This window comes from Erwinia sp. MYb416 (assembly GCF_037479575.1).
Lineage (GTDB): Bacteria > Pseudomonadota > Gammaproteobacteria > Enterobacterales > Enterobacteriaceae > Erwinia > Erwinia rhapontici.
This window is the reverse complement of the sequence record NZ_JBBGYT010000438.1, coordinates 1,906,042-1,930,662: the sequence shown is the minus strand read 5'-3', so window position 1 is coordinate 1,930,662 and position 24,621 is coordinate 1,906,042. Positions and strand designations below refer to the sequence as shown.

The following is a 24,621-nucleotide window of genomic DNA, read 5'->3' as shown; positions in this document are numbered from 1 at the left end:
AGTTTGAGCACGCCGGATCGGCAAAAGACGCATCCCTGCGGGCCTCGGCACGCGACGTCCGTCCTGGCGGTTCATCCTGGTTCACATCGCTTCCTCAGCGCGGCTTAATTGCCGCCTCAACATCAAAACAAAAATCTAAGAAATTAAAACACCAACAAAAGCCAAGAATGGTTCGTTGGCGTTTGGTTTATTTTTAGTCCGTCTTTGATTGTTCTTTTGACCTGGCCGTTGACCTTTTGAGCGGCAATTAAGCCTCGCCGAAGGAGAGCGGATTTCCAGGACGAGCCGACAGGACGTCGGCGAGAGGGTGAGCCGGGACAGGGATGTCCCGTCACGCCCGGTCCGGCGGGAAAACCGATCGACTGAGGGAACCCGCTTTAGCGGGCGATGCGCCTGCCGCAAGCCCGGGGACAAGGGGCGGCGGCGACTGGCCGTCCCTTGTCGCTCAGCCCGCGCAGCGGGAAAGCGAAACGCCCTTGACCTTGACCTGGCCGTAGACCTTGACCTTAAGACGTTGAACCGGCCTTTCGGGTCGACCGAAATAGAAGGTTACGCTAATGGCCCACCCTGAATCGTCTCACACATCCCACTGATAATGCGTTCCCCGGATTCCTGCCTCAGCCCGGCGTACCACTCGGCGGTTAACGCCGGGTCCTTCGCATGAGTCACATCGCAGCGCTTACGTGCTTTCAGCACCAGATCCTTCACCCGATCGGCTCGCTTATGCTGATAACGCAGCAGGGCATCCTCAATCCCCAGCGAGTTACTGTGCAGCGTCATCGCCAGAACCACCGCATCTTCCATCGCCGCACAGCCGCCCTGGCCGATATCCGGCGTGGTACTGTGTGCCGCATCCCCCAGCAGCGCCACACGGCCTTTAACCAACTGCGCGAAAGGCTCAATGTCGTGGATCTCCACGCGATTGGTCGTTTCCGGATTCAGCTGCGCAATAAGCTGCTGCACCGGCGCTGCCCAGCCAGCGAAGTAACGGGATAAATCATCACGCAGGCTGATGCGATCCTCCGCCAACCCCTTCGGCAACGGCACGTCGAAGAAGAAGTAAAAGCGGTTACCCGCAATCGGCATCAGCGAAACACGTTTACCTTCACCCACAAAGGTCGTCCACTGGTTGGCCGGGGCGAGTGACTCATCAATCTCGACCAGCCCGTTCCAGTTCACATACCCCGCATATCGGCGCTCGGTGGCGTAACCCAGCACGGACTCGCGCACTACCGAGTGGGTGCCGTCACAGGCAATCAGCAGGTCTCCCTGCGCTTCACTGCCATCTTCAAAGAAAGCCGTGACACCGTCACTTTGTTGTTCAACGCGACTCACGCGTTTACCGAACTGCACTTTATCAAAGCCCCAGGTATTCAGTAGCATCGCCTGGAGTTCGGAACGCGCCACCGGGTAAGGGCGCTCGCCAGAATCCTGTACCAGCGCATCAAGGCTGAACTGCGTCAGGGTTTCCGCGCTCTGATAATCTTTATACGCCATATAATGCATCGGGCCGCCAATGGCGCGCAGGGCATCTTTCATCCCAAGATAGTTAAGGCATTTCACACCGTTGGGCCAGATGGAAATAGCCGCGCCGACCGGCTTAATCTCTTTCACCGCTTCATACACTTCGCTGTCGATCCCGCAGCGCTTCAGCGCAATCGCTGTACACATCCCACCAATACCGGCACCTATGATAATTGCTTTCATCCGTTCCTCCTCTCGATCTATATGTAAAGGAAGCAATTTCCATACCAGCCTCTCATGGCACACAGCATGCCGCCCTGCGGGCCACCGATGAAAGAATGAAACAAAGGTTGCAGCGATTGGCGGCGCGATAATGATGCAGTGCACGCTTATGGTGCTGTGATAGTGAAACTTTCGTTCGGGTGTGAATAGTTTCGCTGGCAATTTCTGTTATTTTTGCCAAAGTAACCTTCTGCCCCTTAAAAGAGATGCGGTTATGACCATCATTGCCTGCCTGCATGCAGCCAGAAGCAATATCGAGGTGTTTGAGCAGGCGTTAACCACGCTGGATTACGACGAGGTTGAACTGCTGCATCGTGTAGAGAGTGAGTTGTTTGCACAGACGCAGGGCGAACAGGGCGTGACTCCCGAAATTGTGGCCGCTACGCGCCGTGCGATTGAAGAGTTGTGCCAGCAGGCCGATGCGGTCATTGTCACCTGTACCACATTGGGTGTGGCGGTGTGGGAAGCCGAGTTCAGTAAACCCGTACTGCGGGTGGATGCCACGCTGGCCAAAATCGCCTCTCGTTATCACGGCACGATCCTGGTGCTGTGTACCGCTCAGTCGACGCTGGAGTCGACCACGCAGCTGTTCAGCGCGTTTATCCCCGGCGATCGTCTGTATGTCGAGCTGGTGCCCCGTGCCTGGGCCTGGTTTAACCAGGGCGACATCGACGGTTATCATCAGCAAATTGCCGATTATATTCAGCAACGACCGGAATGCGCACTGGGCTGTATTGTACTGGCGCAGGCGTCGATGAGCGGAGCAGAGAAACGCGTGAACAGCACGCTGGCGGTACTGAGTGGCCCGCAGGTCAGTTTGCAGGCCGCTCTCGATCTCCTACACTAACAGGCGCTGACCGATGGCCTGGCGCTGGTGCCAGGCATATATCGCCACCAGCAGCGTCAGCAGCGCTAGCGTGGAGAGCATGGATCCAGCGCCCAACCGGTCCAGCAGCAGCCCGCTGAACAGCGGCACCGTCAGGCGCGACAGCGTAAACAGACTGGCCTGCAAACCGTAATCCACCGCCCGATTTTCCGCACGGCTGAATGCCATCATCAGCATAAACATCAGTGCTGACAGTCCGCCAATCGCCGCCGCCATCAGCGTTGAAATTGCCAGCAGATAACGGGCAGGCAGTTGCCCAATCACACCCAGCGCCATCACGGCCAGCGAGAGGCTGGCAAAGGCCAGCCAGCCCGGCAGTGCCGCCGCCGCATTGCGGCGCGTCAGCCCGCGGGCGCTGAGTAAACTCACCACCGCTCCCAGTGCACTGCCACCAACACCGACCCAAAGGATCACCTGTTGCAGCGGTAGCCCGGCATCCAGCAGCAGGGGTTTCAGCCACAGCCAGCCGCAGCCGAGGAAGGGAAAGGCCAGCAGGCAGATCGGCAACCAGCTTTTACCGCCAGGCTGGTGCAGGAAACCCCGTACCGCCACGGCAGGATGGTCACCCCGGGCCGGTTCCGGCAGCAGACGTAATAGCAGTGCGCTGCTCAACGCCGCCGCACTCATCAGCCAGCAGGGAAGCGCCCAGCCATAGTGCTGCCATAGCAGCAGCATAACGCCGCTGCCCCCCACCGCACCGGCAAACAGCGCCGCCGCACGTACGCTGCCCGCCCGGGGTTGCTCGCCGTCATGAAACAGCGCGATGGCCAGCGCATTCACCGGCACATCGCACCAGGCCAACAGCAGGCTGCCCGCGAGCAGCAGCATAAACAGCACGGTTTTATCCTGCTGCAACGATATCTGGCTCAGCAGCGCAAACAGTGCCGCCAGCAACAGCCAAAGGAGGCTGCCCCAGTCTTTATAGCGCTGGCGAAACAGACGGCTGCGCTGCACCGGAAAGGCCAGCCACAGCTTGATCACGGCGGGCAGGGCGGCCAGCTGAAACAGCCCCAGTTCACTGCCGCTCCAGCCCTGCTGGTGCAGGATCAGCGGCAGCCCGAGCATCAGCCAGGTGACGGGCAGCGTCAGGCTGAAATTAAACCAGAAAAACAGCAGCTGTAATCCAGCGCGCCTCATGGTGTGGCGTCCTGAAACGCCACATGCACCATCAGCGGTGCCATCGGGAACGGATACGACTGGCAGCGGATACCGCTGAATCCGGCACCAGCCAGCATCTGCGTCATCTCGCCGTGATGGAACACATGTTTCCCGCGCAGTATCAGCGGCAGGAAGAAGGGCAGCACTTCGCGCGCCTGGTCGGGCTGTGGGCCAATTTCGGCATGGGCGGCGATCAACACGCCACCGGGGCGCAGCCGTGCCCGCAGCTGGCGTAATGTTTCCAGTGGATCAGCGACAAAATGCAGGAACGACGAGCACCAGATAATGTCGAAACGCTCCTCTGCTGTCAGCTCACTGCGCGCGCTAAAGCGGCCATCCAGCCCGGCGGCGCTGAGATTCTTTTGGGCAACGGCGGCGGTTAATGGCAGGTCCTGTACCACGCCGTGCAACTGAGGATAGCGCTGCCCCAGCGCGGCGCTCACCAGACCGGGGCCACCCCCCATATCCAGCAGGGTTGCCGGGCGGGTAAAGTGCGGTAGCGTGGCGGCAATGGCGCAGGCCGTATCCGCTGTCAGCGCACGCTGTTCCTGAGCAATCTGCGTGCTGGCGGCTTCGGCCCAGGCCGCATCCTGCGCCAGTTGTGCGCTGAAGCCGGGCAGCGGTTGAGTGACCCGCGCCGGAAGCTGCTGGCCTAAAGCACGCAGTGAACGCAGACGATAACGCCAGGCATCACCCACATAGCGATCCCCCTGCGGGCAGAGCAACGCGTGTACCGCCTCCGTTACCCGATAACGATCGCCTTCGCGGTTCAGCCACCCGTCACTCCACAGCAGCTCCAGCAGCGGGGCCGTGGGGTCCGGGTGCCAGCTCAGCCGGGCAGCCAGCTGTGCCGCCGTTTGCGGCTGTTGCAAATGATGGAACAGGCGATGGTCGAGGGCCACCGCTAACGCATCGGCCATCACGCTACTGGCAGCCAGCCGGTCCAGGTGTTTGAGTACAGTATTCATAGTTGATAGCTCACTTTGAGGCCCATTTCACGCGCCGGGCTGTAAACACGTACGGTGCCGTTGATGTAGCCCACTGCGTCGTACTCTTTGTCCGTCAGATTATCGACGTACAGCGACACATCGAGGTCGCGCCAGGCATAGCCGATGGTCATATCCAGAACACCGTAGCCTGCCTGCTGATATTGATTAGCGGCATCGAGGAAGCTGCGGCCTACGCCGTGCCATTGCAGCTGGCTGTAAGCGCCGCTCTTGTGGTCGTAACGCAGACCAAGGCTGGCGGTGGCATCCGGGGCGAAGGGGTTATGGTTCCCGGCATAGTTATTCGCGCCGTCCTGATAACGGTCAAAGCGCGTATGGTTAAGGCCCAGCGAGCCCTGCACGCGCAGCTCTGCCAGCAAGGCGTAATCTGCCTCCAGCTCCCAGCCCGTCGAGCGGGCTTTGGCGGCATTGCCGATGTACACCACGCCCGCCTGAACGATCTGCTGCACCTGCATATCGCTGATATCCATCAGATAGATGGAGCTGCTGTAGCGCAGGCGTTTATCGTCGGACAGCCCTTTGATCCCCAGCTCCCAGGATTTCACTTTCTCCGGGTTGTAGGGGGCATACTGCGTGGCCGGGGAGAACAGGTTGAAACCTCCGGCACGGAAACCCTGGCTGTAGCTGGCGTACGTCTGGACGTCAGGCAACCACTGGTATTGCAGGGCGATTTTCGGTGACAGGCTGTGCCAGCTGGCTTCGCGTTTGTCCACTGTTGAAGGCGTGACGCTGACAGCGCTGCGTTCGGCGCGACCGCCCAGCGTCAGGCTCCACGGCCCGCTCAGCGTCTGTGTCCATTCGCCAAACAACGCCTGCGTGTTACCGCGCTGCGCAATGCGTTGCTCAGTCAGCATCAGCGGCAGTTTCTGCTGATAGCGGAAATGATGATCGTCGGCGTCAAAATAGAGCCCGGCCAGCCAGCGGTGGCGGTCGCCTTCGCCCTGCAAGCGGAACTCCTGCGAACGGGTGGTCAGATGGTAGTCGCGTTGCAGGTGCAGACGGTCGGCAGCGATAAAGTCGGTGTCCTGCTGCACCCGATCCCAGAAGTCGCTCTGCGCACTGATGGAACGAAACTGCCAGCCGTTCTCCAGCAGATGGCGATAGTCGAGGGAGATCACGCTGGCACGGGAATGGTTCCAGGAATCGGTGCCGCTGTTGACCACCCGGTCACGGCTGGCGACCGGGCCCCACTGTGAACCGCCGTCGTGATAGTTCTGATGGCTGTAACGCAGCCGGAGATCGTCGGCATCGGTGGGCGTCCAGCGCAGTTGCAGCCGCTGGTTATCACGCTCACGGTCATCGGCTTTGCCGCCGCGCAGGGCATTATCAATGTCGCCATCCTGGGATTTCCACTCCCCGGCAACGGCCATATACAGCCGATCCTCAACCAGCGGCGTGCTGAAACTCCCGCGCAGCTGCTGACGGTTACGACTGCCATAGATCGCGTCGATCCTGCCGCGTTGCAGGTTGTCCGGGGTGCGGGTCACCACATTGATCACCCCGGCCTCGGCGTTACGGCCATAGAGCGAGGATTGTGGCCCGCGCAGGATCTCCACGCGCTCCACGTCCATAAAGGCATTATCAAACCCCTGATTCGTCAGCTGCGGCACACCGTCTTCGGTCAGTAATACGGAGGAGGAGAAGCCGGTCGCACTGCCGCTCAGGCCGCGCATCACGGGCAGGTTGGTACCCGACTGTCCCCAGGGTTGAAACACCAGGCCAGGCGTGCGTGCCGCCAGCTGGCTTATCTCCTCCACCCGTTGTGCCTCCAGATCCTCGCCATACAGTACGGACAGTGAGGCAGGCACCTCGACGGCAGGCAGGGCCGTTTTGGTGGCGGTCACTACCATCTCATCGGCGGCGGTGTGAATAGTGGTATCGGTGGCGGCAGCAGCGATGCCGGGCAGGGCCAGCAATAGCCCCCAGTAACCTGTACTCATGGTGATCCTCATTGTTGTCGATAGCGCAGAAACGCCAACTATGCTATCTATAAATGAGAATGCTTATTATCCTCGTTTGTCTGCGAGGCGGTGATTTTACTCTGGGAAACGGTGAACCTGATGATCCAGCCTTTTCAGGGCACACAAAGCTATCGCGTCAGCGCCGCTGATGCGCAGGTGACGGGTGCCATCCGCGCATTACCGCCAACGGTCGGTGACTGTCGTTCGCATTTCACCACGCTTGCGGACGGCATGACGCTGGTGCGCTCGTTGTATCAACCTCAGCGGCCGCTGATTGAAGAAACCTGCAATCCTCATGCACAGCCGATGCTGGTGCTGACCTTCGGCCTGGCAGGCCATTCGGTTTATCAGGGGCGGGAAGGGCAGGAAACCCGCTTCAGCCAGCACTATCTGACCATGACCAGCTTCAACGGCAGCGTGGGCGAGCGGCACTATCGTGCATGCGAAACGGTCAGTCAGCTGCGTCTGCTGATTGGGGCCAGCGGCGTGAAACACTATTTTGGTGAAGAGGTGTGTGAACGCCTGTTCCGGCAGCCCATACTGGCCCACCACGCCTGGACGCCGTTTAACCCGGCAACGGAAACGCTACTGGCACAGCTGGAAGCCAGCCGTCAGGATCCGCTGATGCAGCAGATCCATGCGCTGAATCTGCTGGCGCTTTACCGGCATTTGCTCCTGTCTGCGGGGAACCGGCCGCTGCACCCCCAGGACGATCGGCGGCTGGAGCAGGCGCGGGAATGGATGCTGGCGCATCTGGCCGAGCCGTTCTCCCTCAGCACGCTGGCGATGGCGGTAGGGTTAAGCGATTACAAACTTAAGCAGGGTTTTCATCAGCGTTTTCATATCACCCCGGGACAGATGCTGTTACAGCTGCGCATGGAACAGGCGCACCGCCTGCTGGAGCAGGGGTATCAGGTGGCGCAGGCGGGCTGGCAGGTGGGTTATCGCCATGCGAATAACTTCAGCGTGGCGTTTCATCGCTATTTTGGCCGTCATGCCAGCGCGGTGACGGGAAAAAAACAGTAGAGTCGATACGGAAAATGCTTATGCCCCTCATTATTCTGCTGTTTCTTGCCGCTTTGAGTTATTTCAGCCACAACCTCACTGTCACCATTGCCCTGTTAGTGCTGGTCGCCATCCGCATGACGCCGCTGCAACAGACGTTCCCGTGGATTGAAAAGCAGGGGGTAACGGTCGGGATCATTATTCTGACCATCGGCGTCATGGCACCCATTGCCAGCGGAACGCTGCCTTCCACCACCCTGATGCACTCCTTCCTGAACTGGAAATCACTGCTGGCGATTGCGGTGGGCATTTTTGTTTCCTGGGTTGGCGGGCGTGGCGTGGCATTAATGAGCAGCCAGCCTACCGTGGTCGGGGGGTTGCTGATTGGGACGATTATTGGCGTTTCGTTATCCGCAGGGCTGGTCTCGCTGATGATCGGGAAATCCTGAGCAAATATGTTATCCTGCCGCCAGAATTTTATCTGACAGAGAAACAGTGTGAGCACTAAACAAGATAAGCGTAATAACCGCGCCAAACTGAAGCAGAAACAGGCCAATAAAACCCGCGCCCACGGTCGCCAGATGGATGCCATCGGCCGCCAGAACTATGAAGCGACGCCAGAGATGGTTGAACTGTTTGCCACGCTGCCGGAGCTGGATGAAAGCGGCGATATGCCGTTTGTCGTGCCGGTGTATCACCTGGTGGAAGCGGCACTGCGTCTGGTCGAAGAGAACGAGGCCTTTAAGCAGCGTTATCAGCCCCTACTTCAATTTATCCTTCTAGCCTTCATACTTTGAGCTGCAACGGCGTTGGCTGCGTCTGCGCGCCCCGGTCATAGAGTTATCTATGCTCCCGGGGACTTACAGCCTTGCCGCAACCCGAATTATTTCGGCTAACTATTCTTCATACACTTCGCCTTCACCTGGCTGATAGTTGCGCTGTACGCGTTCGTCCCAGGCTTCACCCGGGTGCAAACGACGACCATCGCAGAAATGCACACCATAAATCAGGTTCACATCCATGGCGGCAACCTCTTCCGGCGTGGTATCGCCACCGGCATACAGATGCCAGAAGTCGACTACCACACCCACGTTGTCAGCGCCCACGGCCTGAATGATTTCCAGGCCCTGTTTCAGGCTGTTGAACGGAGTAAAAGCCACCACTTCGATCTGGAATTTAATCCCGTACTGCGCGCCAATGGCCGCAATATCCCGGATATTCTCTGTCAGCTATCAGTGTAAATGATAAAAAACTATCTTCATTTAACGGGTTGATTCACGCTCTGAGGCGAAATTGTCGGTTGCAGAGGGGGGGAGACTAAGTGAAAAGGAATTTAAATTCCATTTATTGTCACGGTGAAATATAAATTCTTTGAAGTGTGTCAAAATTATCAGAGGGAAAAGTCAGTAAATGATAGATTTGATAGAAATTATCATCTACTGACAGATATCAGGGGCGACGATGAGACTGGCGCAACTGCAATTCGCCGGGATAGAGCTGATTGTGTTCTTCGTCCCAGGGAGTGGTCAGCCGTCGGATGGCATCCGGCACCAGGCGCGAAAACGGCTGGCCGCAGGTGGTCAAGGCAAAGCTGGGCGAAGCGGCCAGTTCAATGCCGTCAAAACCGACAATGCCCACGTGTCGTGCGGGCGTTACTGCGCGCATCGCTTCAATGGCACCGATTGCCAGAATGTCATTCTCACAGAACAGGGCATCAATCGGCGATCCCACTTGCAGCGCCTGCGCAAAGGTCCGGTAACCGCTGTCGCGCTGATAATGCCGCGCATCGAAGAGGGCAATACTGGCAGCATCCACACCCAGTTCGACCAGGCGGTCGCGATAACCGTCATAGCGCAACAGCTGGCTGGAGTCAGTATCCGGCCCCTTCATATAGGCAAAATGCTGGTAGCCTTCGGCATGCAACAGGTCGGCGATTTCACGCCCGGCACGATAACCATCGGTGGTCACCACCTGGATGTAAGGGTCGGCGCTGCTGCGGCCAATCTGCACCAGAGGAACCTGATAAATATCTTTCGCCAGACGGATAATCTCGTCACTCAGCAGGGTGCCCATAAACAACAGACCATCGACCTGAAGCTGATCGGCCAGCGTCAGGATCGCTTCGTCGCGCTGACTGCTGCTGATGTTCAGCAACAGTGCCACGCAGCCATGCGTCTGCAGCTGATGCGTAACTTCATCCAGCAACGGGATCAGGTTTGGGTTGTGCATCTCATCCACCACCACACCGATGATGCCGGAGCGTTTTTTCGACAAACTGCGTGCCAGCAGATTGGGCCGCCAGCCCAGCTCGCTGGCCGCTGACATCACCCGCTCCAGCGTCTTTGGCGAAATTGACGCGCCGTCGGTGAAGGCACGCGAAACGGTCCATTTTGATACCCCGGCGCGCAGGGCGACCTCTTTGGCCGTGACTTTACGTACCGGGAGTTTAGGGGCAGGTTTGCGCGTCATAGTCCGTTCAGCATCCATGAAAAGGGGCTAACAGCCTGCCGTGACGGCGGAAAGATAGCAAGATGTTCGCGAGGAGAATGTCGCGTCAGGCGGGTAGAAAACGGGGTGGTAAGCACCACCCCGGTGAGGATCATCCAGGGTAGATACCGCGATCTTTACGCGCCATCAGGATGCGTTCGCAGGCCACAATATAGGCTGCTGTGCGCAGGCTGCACGTTTTCTCGCGGGATTTATCCCAGACATGGACCATCGCTTCGGTCATGATTTTATCCATGCGCTCATTGATTTCGTCTTCGCTCCAGAAGAAGCTGGCCATGTCCTGAACCCACTCAAAGTAACTGACGGTCACACCGCCTGCGTTACAGACCACATCCGGCACCACGGTAATGCCGCGTTCCGCCAGCACATCATCGGCTTCCGGGAAGGTGGGGCCGTTAGCGCCTTCCAGCACCAGACGGCAGTGCAGTTTTTCCGCGCGCTGACGGGTGATCTGACCTTCCAGCGCTGCCGGGATCAGGATATCCATTTCAACGTCCCAGAAGGCCTCATCATCAATCACCTGCGCACCGCTGAACCCGGCAATCTTCTTGTTGGCCAACTGCCATTCGCTCAGTGCCACCAGGTCAATCCCCGCCGGGTTATACAGAGTGGCGGTATGATCCTGAATAACGATCACGCGGGCGCCTGCCTCATTAAACAGCCGCGCCGCTTCGCTACCCACGTTACCGAAGCCCTGCACGGCGACTTTCGCCCCTTCAATCTCGATACCGCTGCGGCGTGCCACTTCGCGCCCGGTAATAAACACCCCGCGTCCGGTCGCTTTTTCACGGCCCAGAGAACCGCCAAGGTGAATCGGTTTGCCCGTGACCACGCCCGTGATCGTGGTGCCCTGGTTCATGGAATAGGTATCCATCATCCATGCCATCACTTTGGCATTGGTGCCCACGTCTGGCGCAGGAATATCTTTTTGCGGGCCGATAATCAGACCAATTTCGCTGGTATAGCGGCGAGTCAGGCGTTCAAGCTCACCTTCTGACAGGCTAAACGGATCAACACGAATCCCGCCTTTCGCCCCGCCGTACGGCAGGTTAACCGCTGCACATTTGATCGTCATCCAGGCAGAGAGCGCCATCACTTCGTTCAAATCGACGTTAGGATGGTAACGCACACCGCCTTTGCCCGGGCCGCGCGACAGGTTGTGCTGCACGCGGAAGCCTTCAAAGTGGCGAATGCTGCCATCGTCCATTTGCAGAGGAATATCAACAATCAGGGAACGTTTAGGGTGACGCAGGGTATCCACCCAGCGCGACAGGTCACCGAGATAAGGTGCGACACGATCGATCTGTTGTAAGTAAGTTGACCAGGCCGTTTTGCTGCCTTCAGAAACGTAAGAGAGCTTTTCCATAACAAACCTTTTTTGTTTAGCGCCTGTCCGTTTGGCGTATGACATAGCGGGCGGGTGGCGCTTAGTTATAAATACTGTAATACCGTGGATGGCTCAGTGCATCTCACTGAGTTGCCCCTAACTTAACATCAAAAAAAGGTTTCCAAGTTTTTAAAACATTGTGAAATTCTATGTTGATGAGGCATTTTTCAGGGTGTAAATGCATAGTTAGCAGGTCATATCGCATTGGCCTGTTACGCTGCCCGTTGGCAGGCGGTAATTATGCAGATAAAATGCATATCAGAATTTTCTTTATATTTTTCAGAAATTTGAATGCGATCAAACTTTGGGTTTTAACGCGCATGCCTGCGGCAATCGCCGGTCGTATCCCCGATTATGTTGAAAGACAGGAGAAGTCACCATGTTACCGGACGTCGAACATCTCAAACGGAACTTTCCACTGCTTAACACGCTATGCGCCTTACAACCGCTCACCTGGTTCAATCCCGCCACCACATCGCTGACCGAAGGCTATCCCCATGTCGGATTGACACGTGAACAGGTTGCCGATGCCAGCGCACGATTACAGCGTTTTGCCCCCTGGCTGATGGAGGCATTTCCGGAAACGCGAGCGCGGCAGGGGATTATCGAGTCTGATATCTGTGCGCTTCCACGGCTGCAGCCGATGCTGGATGCTCGTTACGGGCAAGTGCTTGCAGGTAAACTGTGGCTGAAAAAAGACAGCCATCTGCCGGTATCGGGGTCGATCAAAGCGCGCGGCGGCATTTATGAAGTGCTGGCCCATGCCGAGCAGTTGGCGCTATCCGCCGGACTCTTGACGCTGGACGAAGATTACCGTCGTCTTGCATCGCCTGACTGTCGTGCACTTTTCCGCCAGCAGCGGATTGCCGTTGGTTCAACCGGCAATCTTGGTCTGTCGATTGGCATCATCAGTGCCAGCCTGGGGTTTGATGTCACCGTGCATATGTCGGCCGACGCGCGTGCCTGGAAGAAGCAGAAACTGCGCGATCATGGCGTGAACGTGGTGGAATACCAGCAGGACTACGGCGTGGCGGTGGCCGAAGGGCGTCGTCAGGCGGCATCCGATCCGCACTGCTTCTTTATTGATGATGAGAACTCGCACAATCTGTTTCTCGGCTATGCGGTGGCCGGAGAACGGCTGAAACAGCAGTTTGCCGCTGAGAATATAACCGTGGATGCCGACCATCCGCTGTTTGTTTATCTGCCCTGTGGCGTGGGGGGCGGCCCCGGTGGCGTGGCCTTCGGCCTGAAGCTGGCTTTTGGCGATCACGTGCATTGTGTTTTTGCCGAACCGACGCATTCTCCCTGCATGCTGCTGGGGGTCCACACCGGGCTGCACGATGCGATCTCGGTGCAGGATCTGGGCATTGATAATCGCACGGCAGCCGATGGCCTGGCCGTGGGGCGCGCTTCCGGTTTTGTCGGGCGTGCCATGGCGCGGCTGCTCAGCGCCTTTTATACGCTGAGCGACGAGGAAATGTACGCTCTGTTGGGGTTATTGCAGCAGCATGAGTCGCTGGCATTAGAACCTTCGGCACTGGCCGGAATGTGCGGGCCGTGGCGCATCAGCGCTGAACCGCAGCACCTGGCAAAGCAGGGCATCAGCGCCTCATCGCTTGCCCGTGCCACACATCTGGTGTGGGCAACGGGCGGCGGTATGGTGCCGGAAAGCGAAATGGCGCACTACCTCGCGCAGGCTCAGAGGGTGCTCACTCCCTGAGCAAAGCGTGGTGATAACGTGACAGGATAACGATAAGAATGTTTCGGCACTTTGCCTGAACCGGCATACGCGGTATTCTAACGCGAATTATACCCGGAAGCGTCCGTTGCGGGCTACACACCAGCAACAAGAAGCATGACGAGTATAGTGACTATTACTGAGGTCAATATGATTATTAAACCACGCATCCGTGGCTTCATCTGTGTTACTGCCCATCCAGAAGGCTGTAAAGCTAACGTAGAAAAACAGATCGAGTACGTCACCGCTCAGGGCGCGATTGCCTCCGGTCCGAAAAAAGTGCTGGTGATTGGTGCCTCTACCGGTTACGGCCTTGCTGCCCGTATCTCTGCGGCATTTGGTTGCGGCGCTGACACACTGGGTGTGTTCTTCGAGCGTGCAGGCGAAGAGACCAAACCGGCCACCGCTGGCTGGTACAACTCTGCTGCATTTGAAGAGTTCGCGACTGAAAAAGGCCTGTATGCAAAAAGCATCAATGGCGACGCATATTCCGATGCGGTTAAGCAGAAAACCATTGAACTGATCAAAGAAGATCTGGGTCAGATTGATCTGGTGGTTTACAGCCTGGCTGCGCCACGTCGTACCCATCCGAAAACCGGTGAAGTGTTCAACTCAACCCTGAAACCGATCGGTAAACCGCTGACCACGCGTGGCCTGAACACCGATAAAGAAACGCTGACTGACGTGTCGCTGGAGCCTGCTTCCCAGGAAGAGATCGACGGTACCGTCGCGGTAATGGGCGGCGAAGACTGGCAGATGTGGATTGATGCGCTGCTGGAAGCCGGTGTGCTGGCGGATGGCGCGAAGACCACTGCGTTCACCTACCTGGGCGAGAAAATCACCCACGACATCTACTGGAACGGTTCTATCGGCGAAGCGAAAAAGGATCTGGACAAGCGCGTTCTGACCATTCGTGACACCCTGGCCGCTCACGGTAACGGTGACGCACGTGTTTCTGTACTGAAAGCGGTTGTGACCCAGGCAAGCTCTGCGATTCCTGTGATGCCACTGTATCTGTCACTGCTGTTTAAAGTGATGAAAGAGAAGGGTACCCACGAAGGTTGCATCGAGCAGGTGTACGGTCTGTTTAAAGACAGCCTGTACAACGCCTCACCGATTCTGGATGACGCTGGCCGTCTGCGCGCTGACTACAAAGAGTTGCAGCCAGAAGTGCAGGATGAAGTCGCCCGTCTGTGGCAGACCGTGACCGACGAAACCCTGAACGAGGTTTCTGACTTCGCTGGCTACAAAACCGAGTTTATGCACCTGTTCGGCTTCGGTCTGGACGGCGTAGATTACGCTGCGGATGTTAATCCCGATGTGAAAATCAAAAATCTGGTACAGATGTAATTTCTGTTACGGATATTATTTAAGGGCGGCCACGGGTCGCGCTTTTTTTATCTTCATCACACTGTCATTTGTCCTGCGATATCAGGGTAAAGAGAATAAAAATAAGGATCGAGAGTAATCTGATGGTTGATTGAATAACAATATTAATACAATGAATCTTAATTTGAAGAAGGAAGCTCGAATAATGAAATTATCAAAATCAATGACTCTGGCAGGATCACTGTGTATGGCGATGGCATTAAGCAGTGCAGCAAATATGGCTGTAGCGGCAGAAGCTAAAGCACCCGTGGCCAATGCGGCGGCGGCAGAGAAAGTCTCCTTACTTGGCGGGCACCTGGCATTTAATCTCAAAGGTTATGAGATGCAGCCTGTCCCTGGCGGCGGCCCGGGTAATATGTACGTCAGCAAAGCGGAAAAACGCGTGCTGCTGATCGGTGAAGATGCCATCCCGGTTGTGGCCCGTGGTGCAACCGATGCTGATTTTATTGATGGCATGAAATCCATCAAAGACAAACAGAAGCAGGCTTCGCCGGACTATACGGTGATCAGTGAGAAGACGGAGAAGGTGAAAGGCCTTGAGGTTTATCACATTGAAGCAACCGACAAAATGGACGGCAAGGATGTCCAGCAGGCCACGCTGTTATCGGCCGCTGATAATAAATTTACCGTCATTCAGGTGATCTCCGGTTCTAAAGACAAAGTGGGCCACGCTGCTGCGGTGAATAATATTCTCGCGAAGTAACCACTATCGCGTCATGAACCCTGTCGGGGCGACCTTTTTTCCGGTCGCCCCGTGTTGTTTATGTGCGTTAAGGTCAGGCCGGTACTGATGGCTGACCGGAAAAAAGATCCCCCTACAGACCTGCAGGAAAATCTGCTGGCAATTCACTGGCCGGACAGTTAATCACCGTTTCGTTATTCTCCCCGCAGTCACGAATAAACGTCAGCGTAGCAAACTCATCAATCACTTCTGTTGGGTAAGCCGGGCCTGCATCACGATAGCGCGCCATCTGCGCAATATGATCGTTCTGGAAACAGACGGTATGCTCAGGGTTATTGATCACCCAGCGTGGGAAGAAAATGGTGCCGTGGAAAATCTTATCTGCCAGATTTACGATCAGGCTGACATCGGTTCCGGTTGGCTCAGTCCAGGAAATTTTGTATACCTCTGCGGCCACGCGAACAATATATGCCTGCTGATCTTTCACCCAGCGATTAGCAACAATCCCACTGTGGATACGATAATCCAGCGTTGTGCCATTTTTCACGTAGATTTCATAATTCCAGCCGTTGTCGTAGGTATACACCAGATGTTTACCGACAAATTCACTCAGATCATGCTGATTAAAACGCGCCATCATTGTTCTCCTCAATTAGGTATGCCACTACTGTAACGCTGGATTTTTTCGATGAATAACGCTAATTTTGCGTCAAATTAATGGAAAAATTCGATGAGTTAGCCATGTTGAGCAAAACCAGTCTTGAGCAATGGGCGTTATTAGAGGAAGTGGTGGCGTGCGGCAGCTTTGCGCGCGCTGGCATGCAGGTGAACCGCAGCCAGTCGGCGATCAGCTATCAGCTGGGGCTGATGCAGGAGCGACTGGGGATCACACTGCTCACACCGGTAGGTCGGCGGGCAGAGTTAACGCCGGAAGGACAGATTCTGCTGGCACAGGCGCGACCACTCCTCAGCGCATTCCAGCAGCTGGAGAACCGTGCTGCCTCGTTAAAAGCGGGCAGTCGGGCGCGCATAGACCTGATCGTGGACAGTATTTTCCCACGCGGGCCCTTGTTTAATGTGCTGCGTCAGTTCCAGCAACAGTATCCGGCCACGCAGGTGCACCTGACTGAAGTGTTACGCGGTGAAAGCGCACAGCAACGTGCGCAGCGCCAGGCCGATATTCTGATCCTGACGCGAGAAAGCTGTGGTCAGCGTCAGGCCGAAGGTCTGCTGAATATTGATTTCGTTGCCGTCGCCCAGCGCGATCATCCTCTGTTAGCCCTCCCGGCTCCTCTTACGCGTTCCGTGCTGGCCGGCTATCCGCTGATTGAAATCCTTGACCGCCAGCAGCAGCAGGATGGCCAGCCTGCGGCGGCAGAAAACTGGACATTCACCAGCATTGAGGCGGCGCTGGAAGCGGTGTTGCATCAGGTGGGTTACGGCTGGCTGCCGGAAGTGCAAATCACACCGTGGCTGGAGAGCGGTGAACTGCAACGCCTGCCACTCACCAGCGGGCAACGGCGCACCAGTTCACTTTGTATGATGACCGACGATAGCGTGCAGACGGGTGAGGGGGAGATTGCCACGTTGCTGACGCTATTCCGTGCGCTGAGTCAGGGCACGGGCTGACCGGGTACGCCAGTTACGCGGGCGGGGGACTGCCAGGCTGACAGGCTGCCGGTTTGGCGGTATCGGGACTTGCCTGTCGGTGCCACTGGCGTTAGCGTCAGGTTAAAATATCGCCAAGGTATTAAAAATAAAATTTTATGTGTGCTAAACAGCTAAGTGGTAATCACGCGATATAATTTGCTACTATTCCCTGAGAACGTAACTATATCCTGCCAAAATCAGGACCCTAACTCGGGTGATATAATGACGAAATTTGCACCGGTATTGATTGCCGCATTGCTGGCAACGGGTTGTGCCATGCCTCCTGAACGTGCTCCATCTCATAATCCACCACCGCCACCTGTCGTGTCTGAGCAGAAGTCTCTGTCCAGCTTTGACGCACGCGTCGAACAGTGCCGCAAAGAATTGCAGGTGATGCAGGCTTATAACGTCACGGTATTCGAGCAATACAACCAACGTTTCCTGCGAGCGAATGGTCAACTGGAAAAATATCGTGAAATCCAGGACAAGGTGGGCAGTGAAATTGATGAAATCGCCACACCTAAATATCAGTACAACGTGCGCCGTGTGTGTGAAGAAATTCGCAGTACGCTGATGCAGTTGATCATCAAAGAAGTGTGATTCCCGTCAGGGCCGGTTATTCCGGCCCTGGTGACATATTCTCCCGCGTATAAAGCATAAACTCGACTTTCCCGTCCTGATATTCATCAGGCCTCTTTTGCCATTCCAGTTTTTCGAGCATCAGTGTCAGCGCGCGCTGTGCATGTTCCCGGGTATTTTGATCCAGCGTCAGTACCACCGCCTCTTCCGCCAGCAATTGACGCGTGGTGGGGTAGAGTTCGTGGGTGATAAATACCGATTTTTTCAGCAGACGATGGCGCGCCAGGACGTCAGCGATCTCCCTGTTGCCCAGCCCGGTGTTATAGATGCCGTGCAACTTACGGTTCTGATAGATCTGCTCCTCCAGCAGGCGGCCGACCTGCTGACGCTCGTCGAGCGCCGCCAGCACTTTGTGGACGCGCAGATGCGGAAATTTGCTGGCGATCACTTCGCTAAAACCTTCCACCCGCTGGCGGTGTGCCAGATAGTCAAAACGCCCGCTGATAATGATGATATCGCCAGGCGAATTCAGCATATTGCCCATCAGTAACCCGGCGGTGCGCCCGGCCTGGCGCTGGTTAATGCCCACATGACACAAACGCGGCGCGCCGGGCAGATCGGTGACCAGGGTAATCACCGGAACTTGCTGCTGTTGGCACTGTTCCAGCGCGGCAAAAATGGCCGGATGCTCATGGGCAAAAATGATGATGCCATCGCGCTGTGCGGCAGCCTTGAGGATCTGCGCCGCCAATTTTTCGGGTTCTGCTTCGGCAATCAGCGTGCGGTGCAGTGTGATGTGGCCGTAACCGATGTGCCCGGCGAGCTGGCTGAAATCCTGAGAAAGCTGGTGGAAAAAAAAGGCATCGCTACTGCTGAGGAGCAGCTCAATTTTCCACGGCTGGCGATGTTCGTCCGGTAGCAGGCGCTTCAGCCCCGCGTCCTTTGCTGCCTGCAATACCCGTCGGGTGGTGGCAGGGGAAACGCCTCCGCGTTCGTTCATGACTCTGTCAACGGTGGCGACGCCCACGCCAGCTTGTTTGGCCACCGCTTCCAGCGTGATCTTCTTCACTCTTTACTCCGCATGATGGCTTTCCATCAAAATGTCGTTTCAGCAAGTATATTCGCGAACGCTATCCTGGCAACGAAACGTTAACATTCAACCGATACAGGCGTCGCAACAATGGCACAGAAAAGACAGTTTGCCCTGCTGGGCACAGGATTCATTGGTCAGGTCCATGCAAAAAACCTGGCGGCACATCCGGATAGTGAGCTGGTAATGGTGGCGGATCAGGACAGCGCTCGTGCGGATGAGATTGCCACCCGCTACGACGCCCGGGTGGGCAGCGTGCTGGACGCTATCAACAGCGATGCGATAGATAGCGTGCTGATCGCCACTTCCACGCCGTCTCATGCCGAGTTTCTGACGGCCGCCGTGGCCGCAGGCAAGGCGGTGTACTGCGAAAAGCCGATCGATCTGTCGCTGGATAAAGCACGCAGAGTCGTGGATGAGGTGTCACGTTATCAGGCTGCCGTCACTGTCGGATTTAACCGGCGCTTTGATCCCAGCCACAATCAGTTGAAACAGCATTTTCAGCAAGGGTTGTTGGGCAAAGCCGAACTGATTCAGATGGTGTGCCGCGCGTCTGAATTGCCCCCGCTAAGCTATCTGCAAACCTCGGGCGGGCAGATGCGCGACCAGGCGATCCATTTCTTCGATCTGCTGCGCTGGCTCACCGGGGATGAAGTCGACACCATTGGTGCGCTGGGTTCGGCGTTGGCGATGCCGGAGATCGCTCAGTTTGGCGATGTGGATACCTCGGTGCTGATCATGAAGATGCACAGCGGGGCACTGGCACAGCTCGATAACACACGTCGTACTGGCTACGGCTACGAGGAGCGGATTACGCTGTTGGGGGCGAAAGGGATGTCAGAGTCCGGTGCGCAAAGCCCTGCGGGCGCCACGTTATATACCACTGAGGGCATTACCCGTCCTGCGCTGTATGCCGACTGGTTTAACCGGGTGAAAGAGACGTATTACCTGCATCTGGATGCGTTTGTGCGTTCGCTGAACGGTGAGTCAGTGTCTGTGCCGGGGTTACAGGATGGTTTGCAGGCGCAGGCAATTGCTGAGGCCGCGGTGAAATCGCTGGAGACGGGGCGTTTTTGTCAGGTTCAGAGGTTGTAACCTATCGCTTTATCGTCGGGGGCGACCCTTTTTTAGGTCGTCCCATGCCGAAGCAGGCACCTGACAGGCCGCCCGAAACAAAAGGTCGGCCACGTCGGGTTAACGGCTACTCCTCATTGAACACCTGGCCAATCTGTCGCCGCACTTCATCCATCGCACTTAACGTTGCCAGCGAGGCCGACAACGGACGTACCGGCGACTCGGTTTTCCCCTGACCGACACACCAGGCAAAATGTACCGCCTCGTGGAACAGCTGGTCATAACGGTTGCGCGGTTCGTCGAAATGCAGCACGTTGCCACCCTGGCTGGCCGTCAGTGTAAATGGCCCCGGCGCATAGAATGATCCGGCAATATTCAGTGACGCATCGCGTCCGGCAATCACTGCGCCTCCCGGTGTGTTGCTGAACAGGGTGGTATTCAGCACGGAATGCATGCCGTTGTGATGCGTCAGCAGCATCGATGCCTGGCCGTTAACCCCGCCAGGGACCTGCTGCCCGGCGGCATAAATCGAGGCAGGCGCACCGGCGACCTTGATGCTGAAGCCAATCAGGTAGCTGCCAAGATCCAGCATCGGGCCACCGGCGAGGTCGGCATTAAAAATACGGTGATCGGATGTGAAAAACTCGCCGTGGTCGGCCAGCAGCGTATGCAGGTCCCCCAACACGCCATCTTCCAGCAACTGGCTGATCACATCGTATTTTGGCAGGAAATCACACCACATTGCCTCCATACACAGCAATCCTTTCGCCTGCGCCAGCTCGGCCAGCGCCTGGCCTTGTTGCGCGTTGAGTGCCAGCGGTTTCTCAATGAGTACATGCTTGCCGGCCTGCAATGCCTGCAGCCCGTCCGGGTAGTGATGATTATGCGGCGTGGCGATATACACCGCATCGATATCCGGCTGTGCCAGCAGTTCAGCAGCGCTACCAAAGGCCTGTGGGATACCCATTTTATCGGCAAATGCAGCGGCGCGTTCCTGTGATCGTGACGCGATCGCCACCAGCCGTTGCGAGGTGCCTTCTTTTAGCGCTTTGGCAAAACGTTCAGCAATCCAGCCAGGTCCGATAATGCCCCAGCGCAGGACAGGGACAGCCTTGGGGTCAAGGATACGCGGTTGAGGTAACTGTGACGGAAACATGGAGGCTCCTGATTATTATAGAGAGTAGGGCCACCGCCGGGTCATGCCCGGCGGCGATCCTTTCACTATAAATAGCCAGAATGGCAGGGGAAAACGCTTTGATGATGGAAAGCCATCAAATGAGATTGAAACGCGCGTCCGGCTGATGGGCGGCGGGCAGCGGCGTCAAATCGTTCATTTCGCTGAGGATGCGTTCAATGGTGTTACAGATAGCATCCAGCGGCAGATCGTTAGCCGCCGTGCCGAACGGATCTTCCAGCTCTTCAGCCAGCGATTCCAGCGACAGAAAGGTGTAAGAGATAAACACCGACACCAGCGGTGTCATGTAGTGCAGGTCTGCCACCAGCGCGAACGGCAGCAGGGTACAGAACAGATATACGGTACGGTGCACAATCAGGCTGTAGGCAAAAGGAATCGGTGTGGTACTGATGCGTTCGCAGCCGCTAAGAATATGCGCCAGTTCATTGAGGTTGCCGTCCATACCGTTATACAGCAGGTCGGAAATCGCCCCTTCTTCCCGTCTATCCGCCAGCCAGCGTCCCATACAGAGCAGCAGACGGTTGGCGCGAAACGGGCTGGCCAGCACCTCATCCTGCACACTTTTCGGTGCCAGACGGCGGATATCGTCACTGGCATCGGTGCCGCGTAGCTGATGTTTCAGGCTCCAGCTAAAGGCCATAAGCAAGCCGCCAAACTCGCGTACCGCTGCCGGGTCGCGGCGCAAAGCCCCCTTCGCCTGGCGCAGCAACGAACGCTGCGCCACCAGCAGCCCGCCCCACAGGGTGCGCGCTTCAACAAAACGGCCATAGCTGGCGCTGTTGCGAAACCCGAGGAAGATAGCAATCGCCACGCCCAGCAGGCTGAAAGGTGCTGTCGTCAGACGAATGCCCAGCGTTTCATACCACTGAAAGCAGATCACCGCGAAGATGGCCATCATCAGATTCAGGCTGAGGCGGAACAGAATTTTTGATAACACCGCACCGTGCCAGGAGAAAAGGCGCGGGAACCAGTGTTGATGGGGGCGAACGATCATAGCGAAGGTATCCGAATAAGGTGCAGGCAAACAACATTTGTATAACCAAAGTGCAGCATCATACGCCTCTGGCCGGGTCAGGAAAATGGGAACCTCTTTCCACACGCGCGACCCACCGTCACGGGGTTTGCCACAAAGCGGCATTACAAAGCCGATATTGGTATTTAATTCCATCGGGGTTTTATGAAAATCTGAGGTCATATTCCATCGAACAGGGAGCAGCACACATGAGCCAGAAAACCCCACAACGGATTAAACTCGGCCTGATGTTACAGGGCGCAGGCGGCTTTATGAATGCCTGGCGGCACCGCAGCGTTCCCGCCGACGCCAGTGTTAACGTCAACTGGTATCACCAGTTAGCACATCAGGCGGAAGAGGCCGGTCTGGATTTTCTGTTCGTTGCCGACGGTCTGCACATTAACGAAAAATCACTGCCGCACTTTCTGAACCGCTTTGAGCCGGTTGCACTGCTGTCGTCACTGGCGGCGGTGACCCGGCGTATCGGGCTGGCGGGAACCATCTCGACCTCTTACAGCGATCCCTTTACCGTGGCACGGCAGCTGGCATCACTCGATCTGTTAAGTAACGGTCGTGCGGGCTGGAATGTGGTGACCTCACCGCTGGCGGGATCGGCGCGTAACTTTGGTAAAGATCACCCTGAACACGGGCAGCGTTATCAGATTGCCCGTGAGTATATCGAGGTGGTGCAGGGCTTGTGGGACTCCTGGGAAGAGGGCGCGTTTATTCGTGACCAGCAGAGCGGCGAGTTCTTTGACGCGCAGAAACTGCATAAACTCAATCATCAGGGCGAACACTTCTCGGTAGAAGGTCCGCTGAATATTCAGCGCTCCTCGCAGGGCCAGCCGGTGATCTTCCAGGCGGGCGCTTCAGAATCAGGTATTCGTCTGGCGGCGGCCTCGGCGGATGCCGTGTTTACCAATGCGCGTTCGCTGGAAGAGGCGCAAACCTATGCGGCCCAGTTGAATCAACAGGTGAAGCAGCAGGGACGCGAACCGGTGGGGATCTTCCCCGGCATCAGCCCGATTGTCGGTGCCACAGCGCAGGAAGCGGAAGAGAAATACCGCTATCTGCTGTCGTTGTTATCACTGGAGCAGGCGCTGAACTACCTTGGCCGCTTCTTCGACCATCACGACTTCAGCCAGTACGATCCTGACGGCCCGTTCCCTGAGCTGGGTAACCTGGGGGAGAACAGTTTCCGCTCCACCACCGATCAGATCAAACGCCTGGCGGTAGAAGAAAAGCTGACGCTGCGCGAAGTGGCTTTCCGTACCACACTGCCAAAAGGCGAGTTCTTCGGCACTCCGGAACAGGTGGCCGATACCTTTATTCGCTGGGTGGAACAGGGCGGTGCCAGCGGCTTTATTATCTGTGGCCCGGTGCTGAATGAAGCGCTGGAGGATGTGGTGCGCTATGTGCTGCCGATCCTCGAAGCGCGGGGTTACTGGCATCAGGATGACAGCAGTACGCTGCGTGAGCGCCTGGATATTCCGGCGCGGCCGAACCGTTACAGCCAGGCCCGCGAGCATCTGCGCGAGGCGGGTTAAGCCGTTTTCAGCTCACGCAGACGCGCCAGCAGCCAGTGGCAGGCCTCGCGCTGGCTGTTTTTCTGCCAGCTGTAGACCTTCACCCTGAACGGAGGGATGCGGAACGGCAGGGGGTGGATCACATAGTCCGCGCTGGCATTCAGCGTCTGCGCGGCGTGGCGCGGTAGCGTCAGCAGCAGCGGGCTTTGGGCAATAATAAACGGCGCACCCAGCATTGAGGGCATCCTGAGCGCCACCTCGCGCTTCAGACCGATGGCGGCCAGTTCACTATCGATATACCCGGATTCCTCATTCCACGGGGTGATCACCAGATGACGTGCAGCGATATACTGCTGCTGAGTCAGCGGCGGGTCAGCGGGAAAAAACGCCGGATTGGCTATGGTGACATACTCATCCTCCAGCCAGTCCAGCTCATCAATTTCCGGCCATTTTCGGTCGTGATTCTCACTGAATCCCAGCGCAAAATCCACGCGGCCCGACATCAGCTCATGCAGGGCCACTTTCTGCTGGCTGTGAACCAGTTGAAAACGCAGCCCCGGAGCCACGTGCTGTAAGTGACCGATCAGCCGCGGGAACAGGCTGAAGGCGGTAAAATCGGTCACGGCAAAGGTAAAGCTGTGCTGACTGCTGGCCGGGTCAAAGCGCGGGCGTTTCTGTACGCCCTGATTCAGCAGGTGCAGGCTGTCGTGTACCGTCACGGCCAGGTCGCTGGCGAACAGGGTAGGCTGCATCTGATGGCCGACGCGGTAGAACAGCTCATCGTCGCAGTAGCGGCGCAGGCGGCCCAGCGCATGGCTTATTGCCGAGTTGCTGAGTGCCAGTTCGCTGGCAGCACGCGTCACCGATTGATGGCGGTACACCGCATCAAACACCAGCAGCAGATTCAGGTCGAGGGAACGAAGATTAAGATGCATGGTATTCACTATTCGCTGAGGATAATGCACTTCATTCAGCAGAGATTAGCGGTTATGCTGGCGACCATCAACTGTCTGCTCCAGGGAATGATT

The 24,621-nt window shown here is 56.9% G+C and carries 23 protein-coding genes and 1 pseudogene; 12 read left to right on the top strand and 12 right to left on the bottom strand.

Translation table 11 applies throughout. From position 1 onward, the window contains the following. A partial coding sequence (locus tag WH277_RS18805; protein ID WP_339506321.1) for a hypothetical protein occupies positions 1 to 197 on the top strand: 197 nt, incomplete at its 5' end. A gap of 352 nt (positions 198 to 549) precedes the next feature. Here WH277_RS18805 and hpxO read toward each other — a convergent pair. After that, positions 550 to 1,707, bottom strand: a complete 1,158-nt coding sequence (gene hpxO, locus WH277_RS18800) for an FAD-dependent urate hydroxylase HpxO (RefSeq protein ID WP_339506319.1) — start codon at positions 1,705 to 1,707, stop codon at positions 550 to 552. A 253-nt stretch (positions 1,708 to 1,960) separates the two neighbouring features. On the opposite strand from hpxO, the gene WH277_RS18795 reads away from it, so the two are divergent. After that, positions 1,961 to 2,593, top strand: a complete 633-nt coding sequence (locus tag WH277_RS18795; RefSeq protein ID WP_133841975.1) for a hypothetical protein — start codon at positions 1,961 to 1,963, stop codon at positions 2,591 to 2,593. On the opposite strand, the gene WH277_RS18790 is transcribed toward WH277_RS18795, so the two are convergent. From WH277_RS18790 to WH277_RS18780, 3 genes are read right to left on the bottom strand one after another with little or no spacing between them, the layout of a single operon-like run. Beyond that, complete coding sequence (locus WH277_RS18790) at positions 2,585 to 3,769, bottom strand: MFS transporter (protein WP_339506315.1); 1,185 nt, start codon at positions 3,767 to 3,769, stop codon at positions 2,585 to 2,587. The genes WH277_RS18795 and WH277_RS18790 overlap by 9 nt on opposite strands. Beyond that, positions 3,766 to 4,758 carry a methyltransferase gene (locus WH277_RS18785; protein ID WP_339506313.1) on the bottom strand — a complete coding sequence of 331 codons (993 nt, stop codon included), beginning with the start codon at positions 4,756 to 4,758 and terminating at the stop codon, positions 3,766 to 3,768. The genes WH277_RS18790 and WH277_RS18785 overlap by 4 nt, the downstream gene beginning before the upstream one ends. Next, the gene (locus tag WH277_RS18780) at positions 4,755 to 6,737 is read right to left on the bottom strand and encodes a TonB-dependent receptor (protein WP_339506311.1); all 1,983 of its coding nucleotides are present in this window, start codon (positions 6,735 to 6,737) and stop codon (positions 4,755 to 4,757) included. The genes WH277_RS18785 and WH277_RS18780 overlap by 4 nt, the downstream gene beginning before the upstream one ends. A gap of 120 nt (positions 6,738 to 6,857) precedes the next feature. Between WH277_RS18780 and WH277_RS18775 the strand changes: the two genes are divergently transcribed. The 3 genes from WH277_RS18775 to WH277_RS18765 are packed head-to-tail and all read left to right on the top strand — an operon-like array spanning position 6,858 to position 8,560. Continuing rightward, complete coding sequence (locus tag WH277_RS18775) at positions 6,858 to 7,784, top strand: AraC family transcriptional regulator (protein ID WP_339506309.1); 927 nt, start codon at positions 6,858 to 6,860, stop codon at positions 7,782 to 7,784. Positions 7,785 to 7,804: 20 nt separating this feature from the next. Next, positions 7,805 to 8,212 (top strand): DUF441 domain-containing protein, encoded by a 408-nt coding sequence (locus WH277_RS18770; protein ID WP_445235333.1) that lies wholly within the window; start codon positions 7,805 to 7,807, stop codon positions 8,210 to 8,212. A 48-nt stretch (positions 8,213 to 8,260) separates the two neighbouring features. Beyond that, complete coding sequence (locus tag WH277_RS18765; protein ID WP_339506304.1) at positions 8,261 to 8,560, top strand: hypothetical protein; 300 nt, start codon at positions 8,261 to 8,263, stop codon at positions 8,558 to 8,560. A 111-nt stretch (positions 8,561 to 8,671) separates the two neighbouring features. Here WH277_RS18765 and WH277_RS18760 read toward each other — a convergent pair. The 3 genes and pseudogenes from WH277_RS18760 to WH277_RS18750 all read right to left on the bottom strand — a co-directional run. After that, positions 8,672 to 8,992 (bottom strand): annotated as a pseudogene (locus WH277_RS18760) (TIM barrel protein); the annotation flags it as partial. A 220-nt stretch (positions 8,993 to 9,212) separates the two neighbouring features. Next, on the bottom strand, positions 9,213 to 10,232 hold the full coding sequence (locus WH277_RS18755) for a LacI family DNA-binding transcriptional regulator (protein ID WP_339506303.1): 1,020 nt from the start codon (positions 10,230 to 10,232) through the stop codon (positions 9,213 to 9,215). A 130-nt stretch (positions 10,233 to 10,362) separates the two neighbouring features. Continuing rightward, the gene (locus WH277_RS18750; protein WP_159336605.1) at positions 10,363 to 11,637 is read right to left on the bottom strand and encodes a Glu/Leu/Phe/Val family dehydrogenase; all 1,275 of its coding nucleotides are present in this window, start codon (positions 11,635 to 11,637) and stop codon (positions 10,363 to 10,365) included. A gap of 400 nt (positions 11,638 to 12,037) precedes the next feature. Here WH277_RS18750 and WH277_RS18745 point away from each other — a divergent pair, with 400 nt between their 5' ends. From WH277_RS18745 to WH277_RS18735, 3 genes are all read left to right on the top strand, one after another. Then, positions 12,038 to 13,378 (top strand): D-serine ammonia-lyase, encoded by a 1,341-nt coding sequence (locus tag WH277_RS18745; protein ID WP_133841985.1) that lies wholly within the window; start codon positions 12,038 to 12,040, stop codon positions 13,376 to 13,378. A 168-nt stretch (positions 13,379 to 13,546) separates the two neighbouring features. After that, positions 13,547 to 14,746 carry an enoyl-ACP reductase FabV gene (gene fabV, locus WH277_RS18740; protein WP_259150355.1) on the top strand — a complete coding sequence of 400 codons (1,200 nt, stop codon included), beginning with the start codon at positions 13,547 to 13,549 and terminating at the stop codon, positions 14,744 to 14,746. A 184-nt stretch (positions 14,747 to 14,930) separates the two neighbouring features. Further along, positions 14,931 to 15,488 (top strand): hypothetical protein, encoded by a 558-nt coding sequence (locus tag WH277_RS18735; RefSeq protein WP_171148438.1) that lies wholly within the window; start codon positions 14,931 to 14,933, stop codon positions 15,486 to 15,488. 112 nt (positions 15,489 to 15,600) lie between these two features. On the opposite strand, the gene WH277_RS18730 is transcribed toward WH277_RS18735, so the two are convergent. Then, on the bottom strand, positions 15,601 to 16,107 hold the full coding sequence (locus WH277_RS18730; RefSeq protein WP_166653692.1) for a phenolic acid decarboxylase: 507 nt from the start codon (positions 16,105 to 16,107) through the stop codon (positions 15,601 to 15,603). 104 nt (positions 16,108 to 16,211) lie between these two features. On the opposite strand from WH277_RS18730, the gene WH277_RS18725 reads away from it, so the two are divergent. Together WH277_RS18725 and WH277_RS18720 are read left to right on the top strand one after the other, a co-directional pair. Beyond that, positions 16,212 to 17,096, top strand: a complete 885-nt coding sequence (locus tag WH277_RS18725; RefSeq protein WP_241008212.1) for a LysR family transcriptional regulator — start codon at positions 16,212 to 16,214, stop codon at positions 17,094 to 17,096. A 243-nt stretch (positions 17,097 to 17,339) separates the two neighbouring features. Beyond that, complete coding sequence (locus WH277_RS18720) at positions 17,340 to 17,717, top strand: hypothetical protein (RefSeq protein ID WP_133841988.1); 378 nt, start codon at positions 17,340 to 17,342, stop codon at positions 17,715 to 17,717. A 16-nt stretch (positions 17,718 to 17,733) separates the two neighbouring features. On the opposite strand, the gene WH277_RS18715 is transcribed toward WH277_RS18720, so the two are convergent. Then, positions 17,734 to 18,765, bottom strand: a complete 1,032-nt coding sequence (locus WH277_RS18715) for a LacI family DNA-binding transcriptional regulator (protein ID WP_339506300.1) — start codon at positions 18,763 to 18,765, stop codon at positions 17,734 to 17,736. 111 nt (positions 18,766 to 18,876) lie between these two features. Here WH277_RS18715 and WH277_RS18710 point away from each other — a divergent pair, with 111 nt between their 5' ends. After that, entirely contained in the window at positions 18,877 to 19,881 is a 1,005-nt protein-coding gene (locus WH277_RS18710; protein ID WP_339506298.1) for a Gfo/Idh/MocA family oxidoreductase, read from the top strand. A gap of 106 nt (positions 19,882 to 19,987) precedes the next feature. On the opposite strand, the gene WH277_RS18705 is transcribed toward WH277_RS18710, so the two are convergent. Both WH277_RS18705 and WH277_RS18700 read right to left on the bottom strand, forming a co-directional pair. Beyond that, positions 19,988 to 21,016, bottom strand: coding sequence for a Gfo/Idh/MocA family protein (locus WH277_RS18705; RefSeq protein WP_133841991.1), 1,029 nt, complete (start codon positions 21,014 to 21,016; stop codon positions 19,988 to 19,990). A 115-nt stretch (positions 21,017 to 21,131) separates the two neighbouring features. Then, complete coding sequence (locus WH277_RS18700; RefSeq protein WP_133842155.1) at positions 21,132 to 22,049, bottom strand: bestrophin family protein; 918 nt, start codon at positions 22,047 to 22,049, stop codon at positions 21,132 to 21,134. A gap of 227 nt (positions 22,050 to 22,276) precedes the next feature. Between WH277_RS18700 and WH277_RS18695 the strand changes: the two genes are divergently transcribed. Then, the gene (locus tag WH277_RS18695) at positions 22,277 to 23,614 is read left to right on the top strand and encodes an LLM class flavin-dependent oxidoreductase (protein WP_133841992.1); all 1,338 of its coding nucleotides are present in this window, start codon (positions 22,277 to 22,279) and stop codon (positions 23,612 to 23,614) included. Here WH277_RS18695 and WH277_RS18690 read toward each other — a convergent pair. Beyond that, complete coding sequence (locus tag WH277_RS18690; RefSeq protein WP_171148441.1) at positions 23,611 to 24,528, bottom strand: LysR family transcriptional regulator; 918 nt, start codon at positions 24,526 to 24,528, stop codon at positions 23,611 to 23,613. The two genes, WH277_RS18695 and WH277_RS18690, sit on opposite strands and share 4 nt — an antisense overlap. Positions 24,529 to 24,621 lie beyond the last annotated feature (93 nt).

Bases quoted from the DNA above. Each gene is read 5' to 3' on its own strand.
- hpxO (WP_339506319.1), bottom strand. From the start codon at position 1,707: ATGAAAGCAATTATCATAGGTGCCGGTATTGGTGGGATGTGTACAGCG.
- WH277_RS18795 (WP_133841975.1), top strand. From the start codon at position 1,961: ATGACCATCATTGCCTGCCTGCATGCAGCCAGAAGCAATATCGAGGTG.
- WH277_RS18790 (WP_339506315.1), bottom strand. From the start codon at position 3,769: ATGAGGCGCGCTGGATTACAGCTGCTGTTTTTCTGGTTTAATTTCAGC.
- WH277_RS18785 (WP_339506313.1), bottom strand. From the start codon at position 4,758: ATGAATACTGTACTCAAACACCTGGACCGGCTGGCTGCCAGTAGCGTG.
- WH277_RS18780 (WP_339506311.1), bottom strand. From the start codon at position 6,737: ATGAGTACAGGTTACTGGGGGCTATTGCTGGCCCTGCCCGGCATCGCT.
- WH277_RS18775 (WP_339506309.1), top strand. From the start codon at position 6,858: ATGATCCAGCCTTTTCAGGGCACACAAAGCTATCGCGTCAGCGCCGCT.
- WH277_RS18770 (WP_445235333.1), top strand. From the start codon at position 7,805: ATGCCCCTCATTATTCTGCTGTTTCTTGCCGCTTTGAGTTATTTCAGC.
- WH277_RS18755 (WP_339506303.1), bottom strand. From the start codon at position 10,232: ATGACGCGCAAACCTGCCCCTAAACTCCCGGTACGTAAAGTCACGGCC.
- WH277_RS18750 (WP_159336605.1), bottom strand. From the start codon at position 11,637: ATGGAAAAGCTCTCTTACGTTTCTGAAGGCAGCAAAACGGCCTGGTCA.
- WH277_RS18745 (WP_133841985.1), top strand. From the start codon at position 12,038: ATGTTACCGGACGTCGAACATCTCAAACGGAACTTTCCACTGCTTAAC.
- fabV (WP_259150355.1), top strand. From the start codon at position 13,547: ATGATTATTAAACCACGCATCCGTGGCTTCATCTGTGTTACTGCCCAT.
- WH277_RS18735 (WP_171148438.1), top strand. From the start codon at position 14,931: ATGAAATTATCAAAATCAATGACTCTGGCAGGATCACTGTGTATGGCG.
- WH277_RS18730 (WP_166653692.1), bottom strand. From the start codon at position 16,107: ATGATGGCGCGTTTTAATCAGCATGATCTGAGTGAATTTGTCGGTAAA.
- WH277_RS18720 (WP_133841988.1), top strand. From the start codon at position 17,340: ATGACGAAATTTGCACCGGTATTGATTGCCGCATTGCTGGCAACGGGT.
- WH277_RS18710 (WP_339506298.1), top strand. From the start codon at position 18,877: ATGGCACAGAAAAGACAGTTTGCCCTGCTGGGCACAGGATTCATTGGT.
- WH277_RS18705 (WP_133841991.1), bottom strand. From the start codon at position 21,016: ATGTTTCCGTCACAGTTACCTCAACCGCGTATCCTTGACCCCAAGGCT.
- WH277_RS18700 (WP_133842155.1), bottom strand. From the start codon at position 22,049: ATGATCGTTCGCCCCCATCAACACTGGTTCCCGCGCCTTTTCTCCTGG.
- WH277_RS18695 (WP_133841992.1), top strand. From the start codon at position 22,277: ATGAGCCAGAAAACCCCACAACGGATTAAACTCGGCCTGATGTTACAG.
- WH277_RS18690 (WP_171148441.1), bottom strand. From the start codon at position 24,528: ATGCATCTTAATCTTCGTTCCCTCGACCTGAATCTGCTGCTGGTGTTT.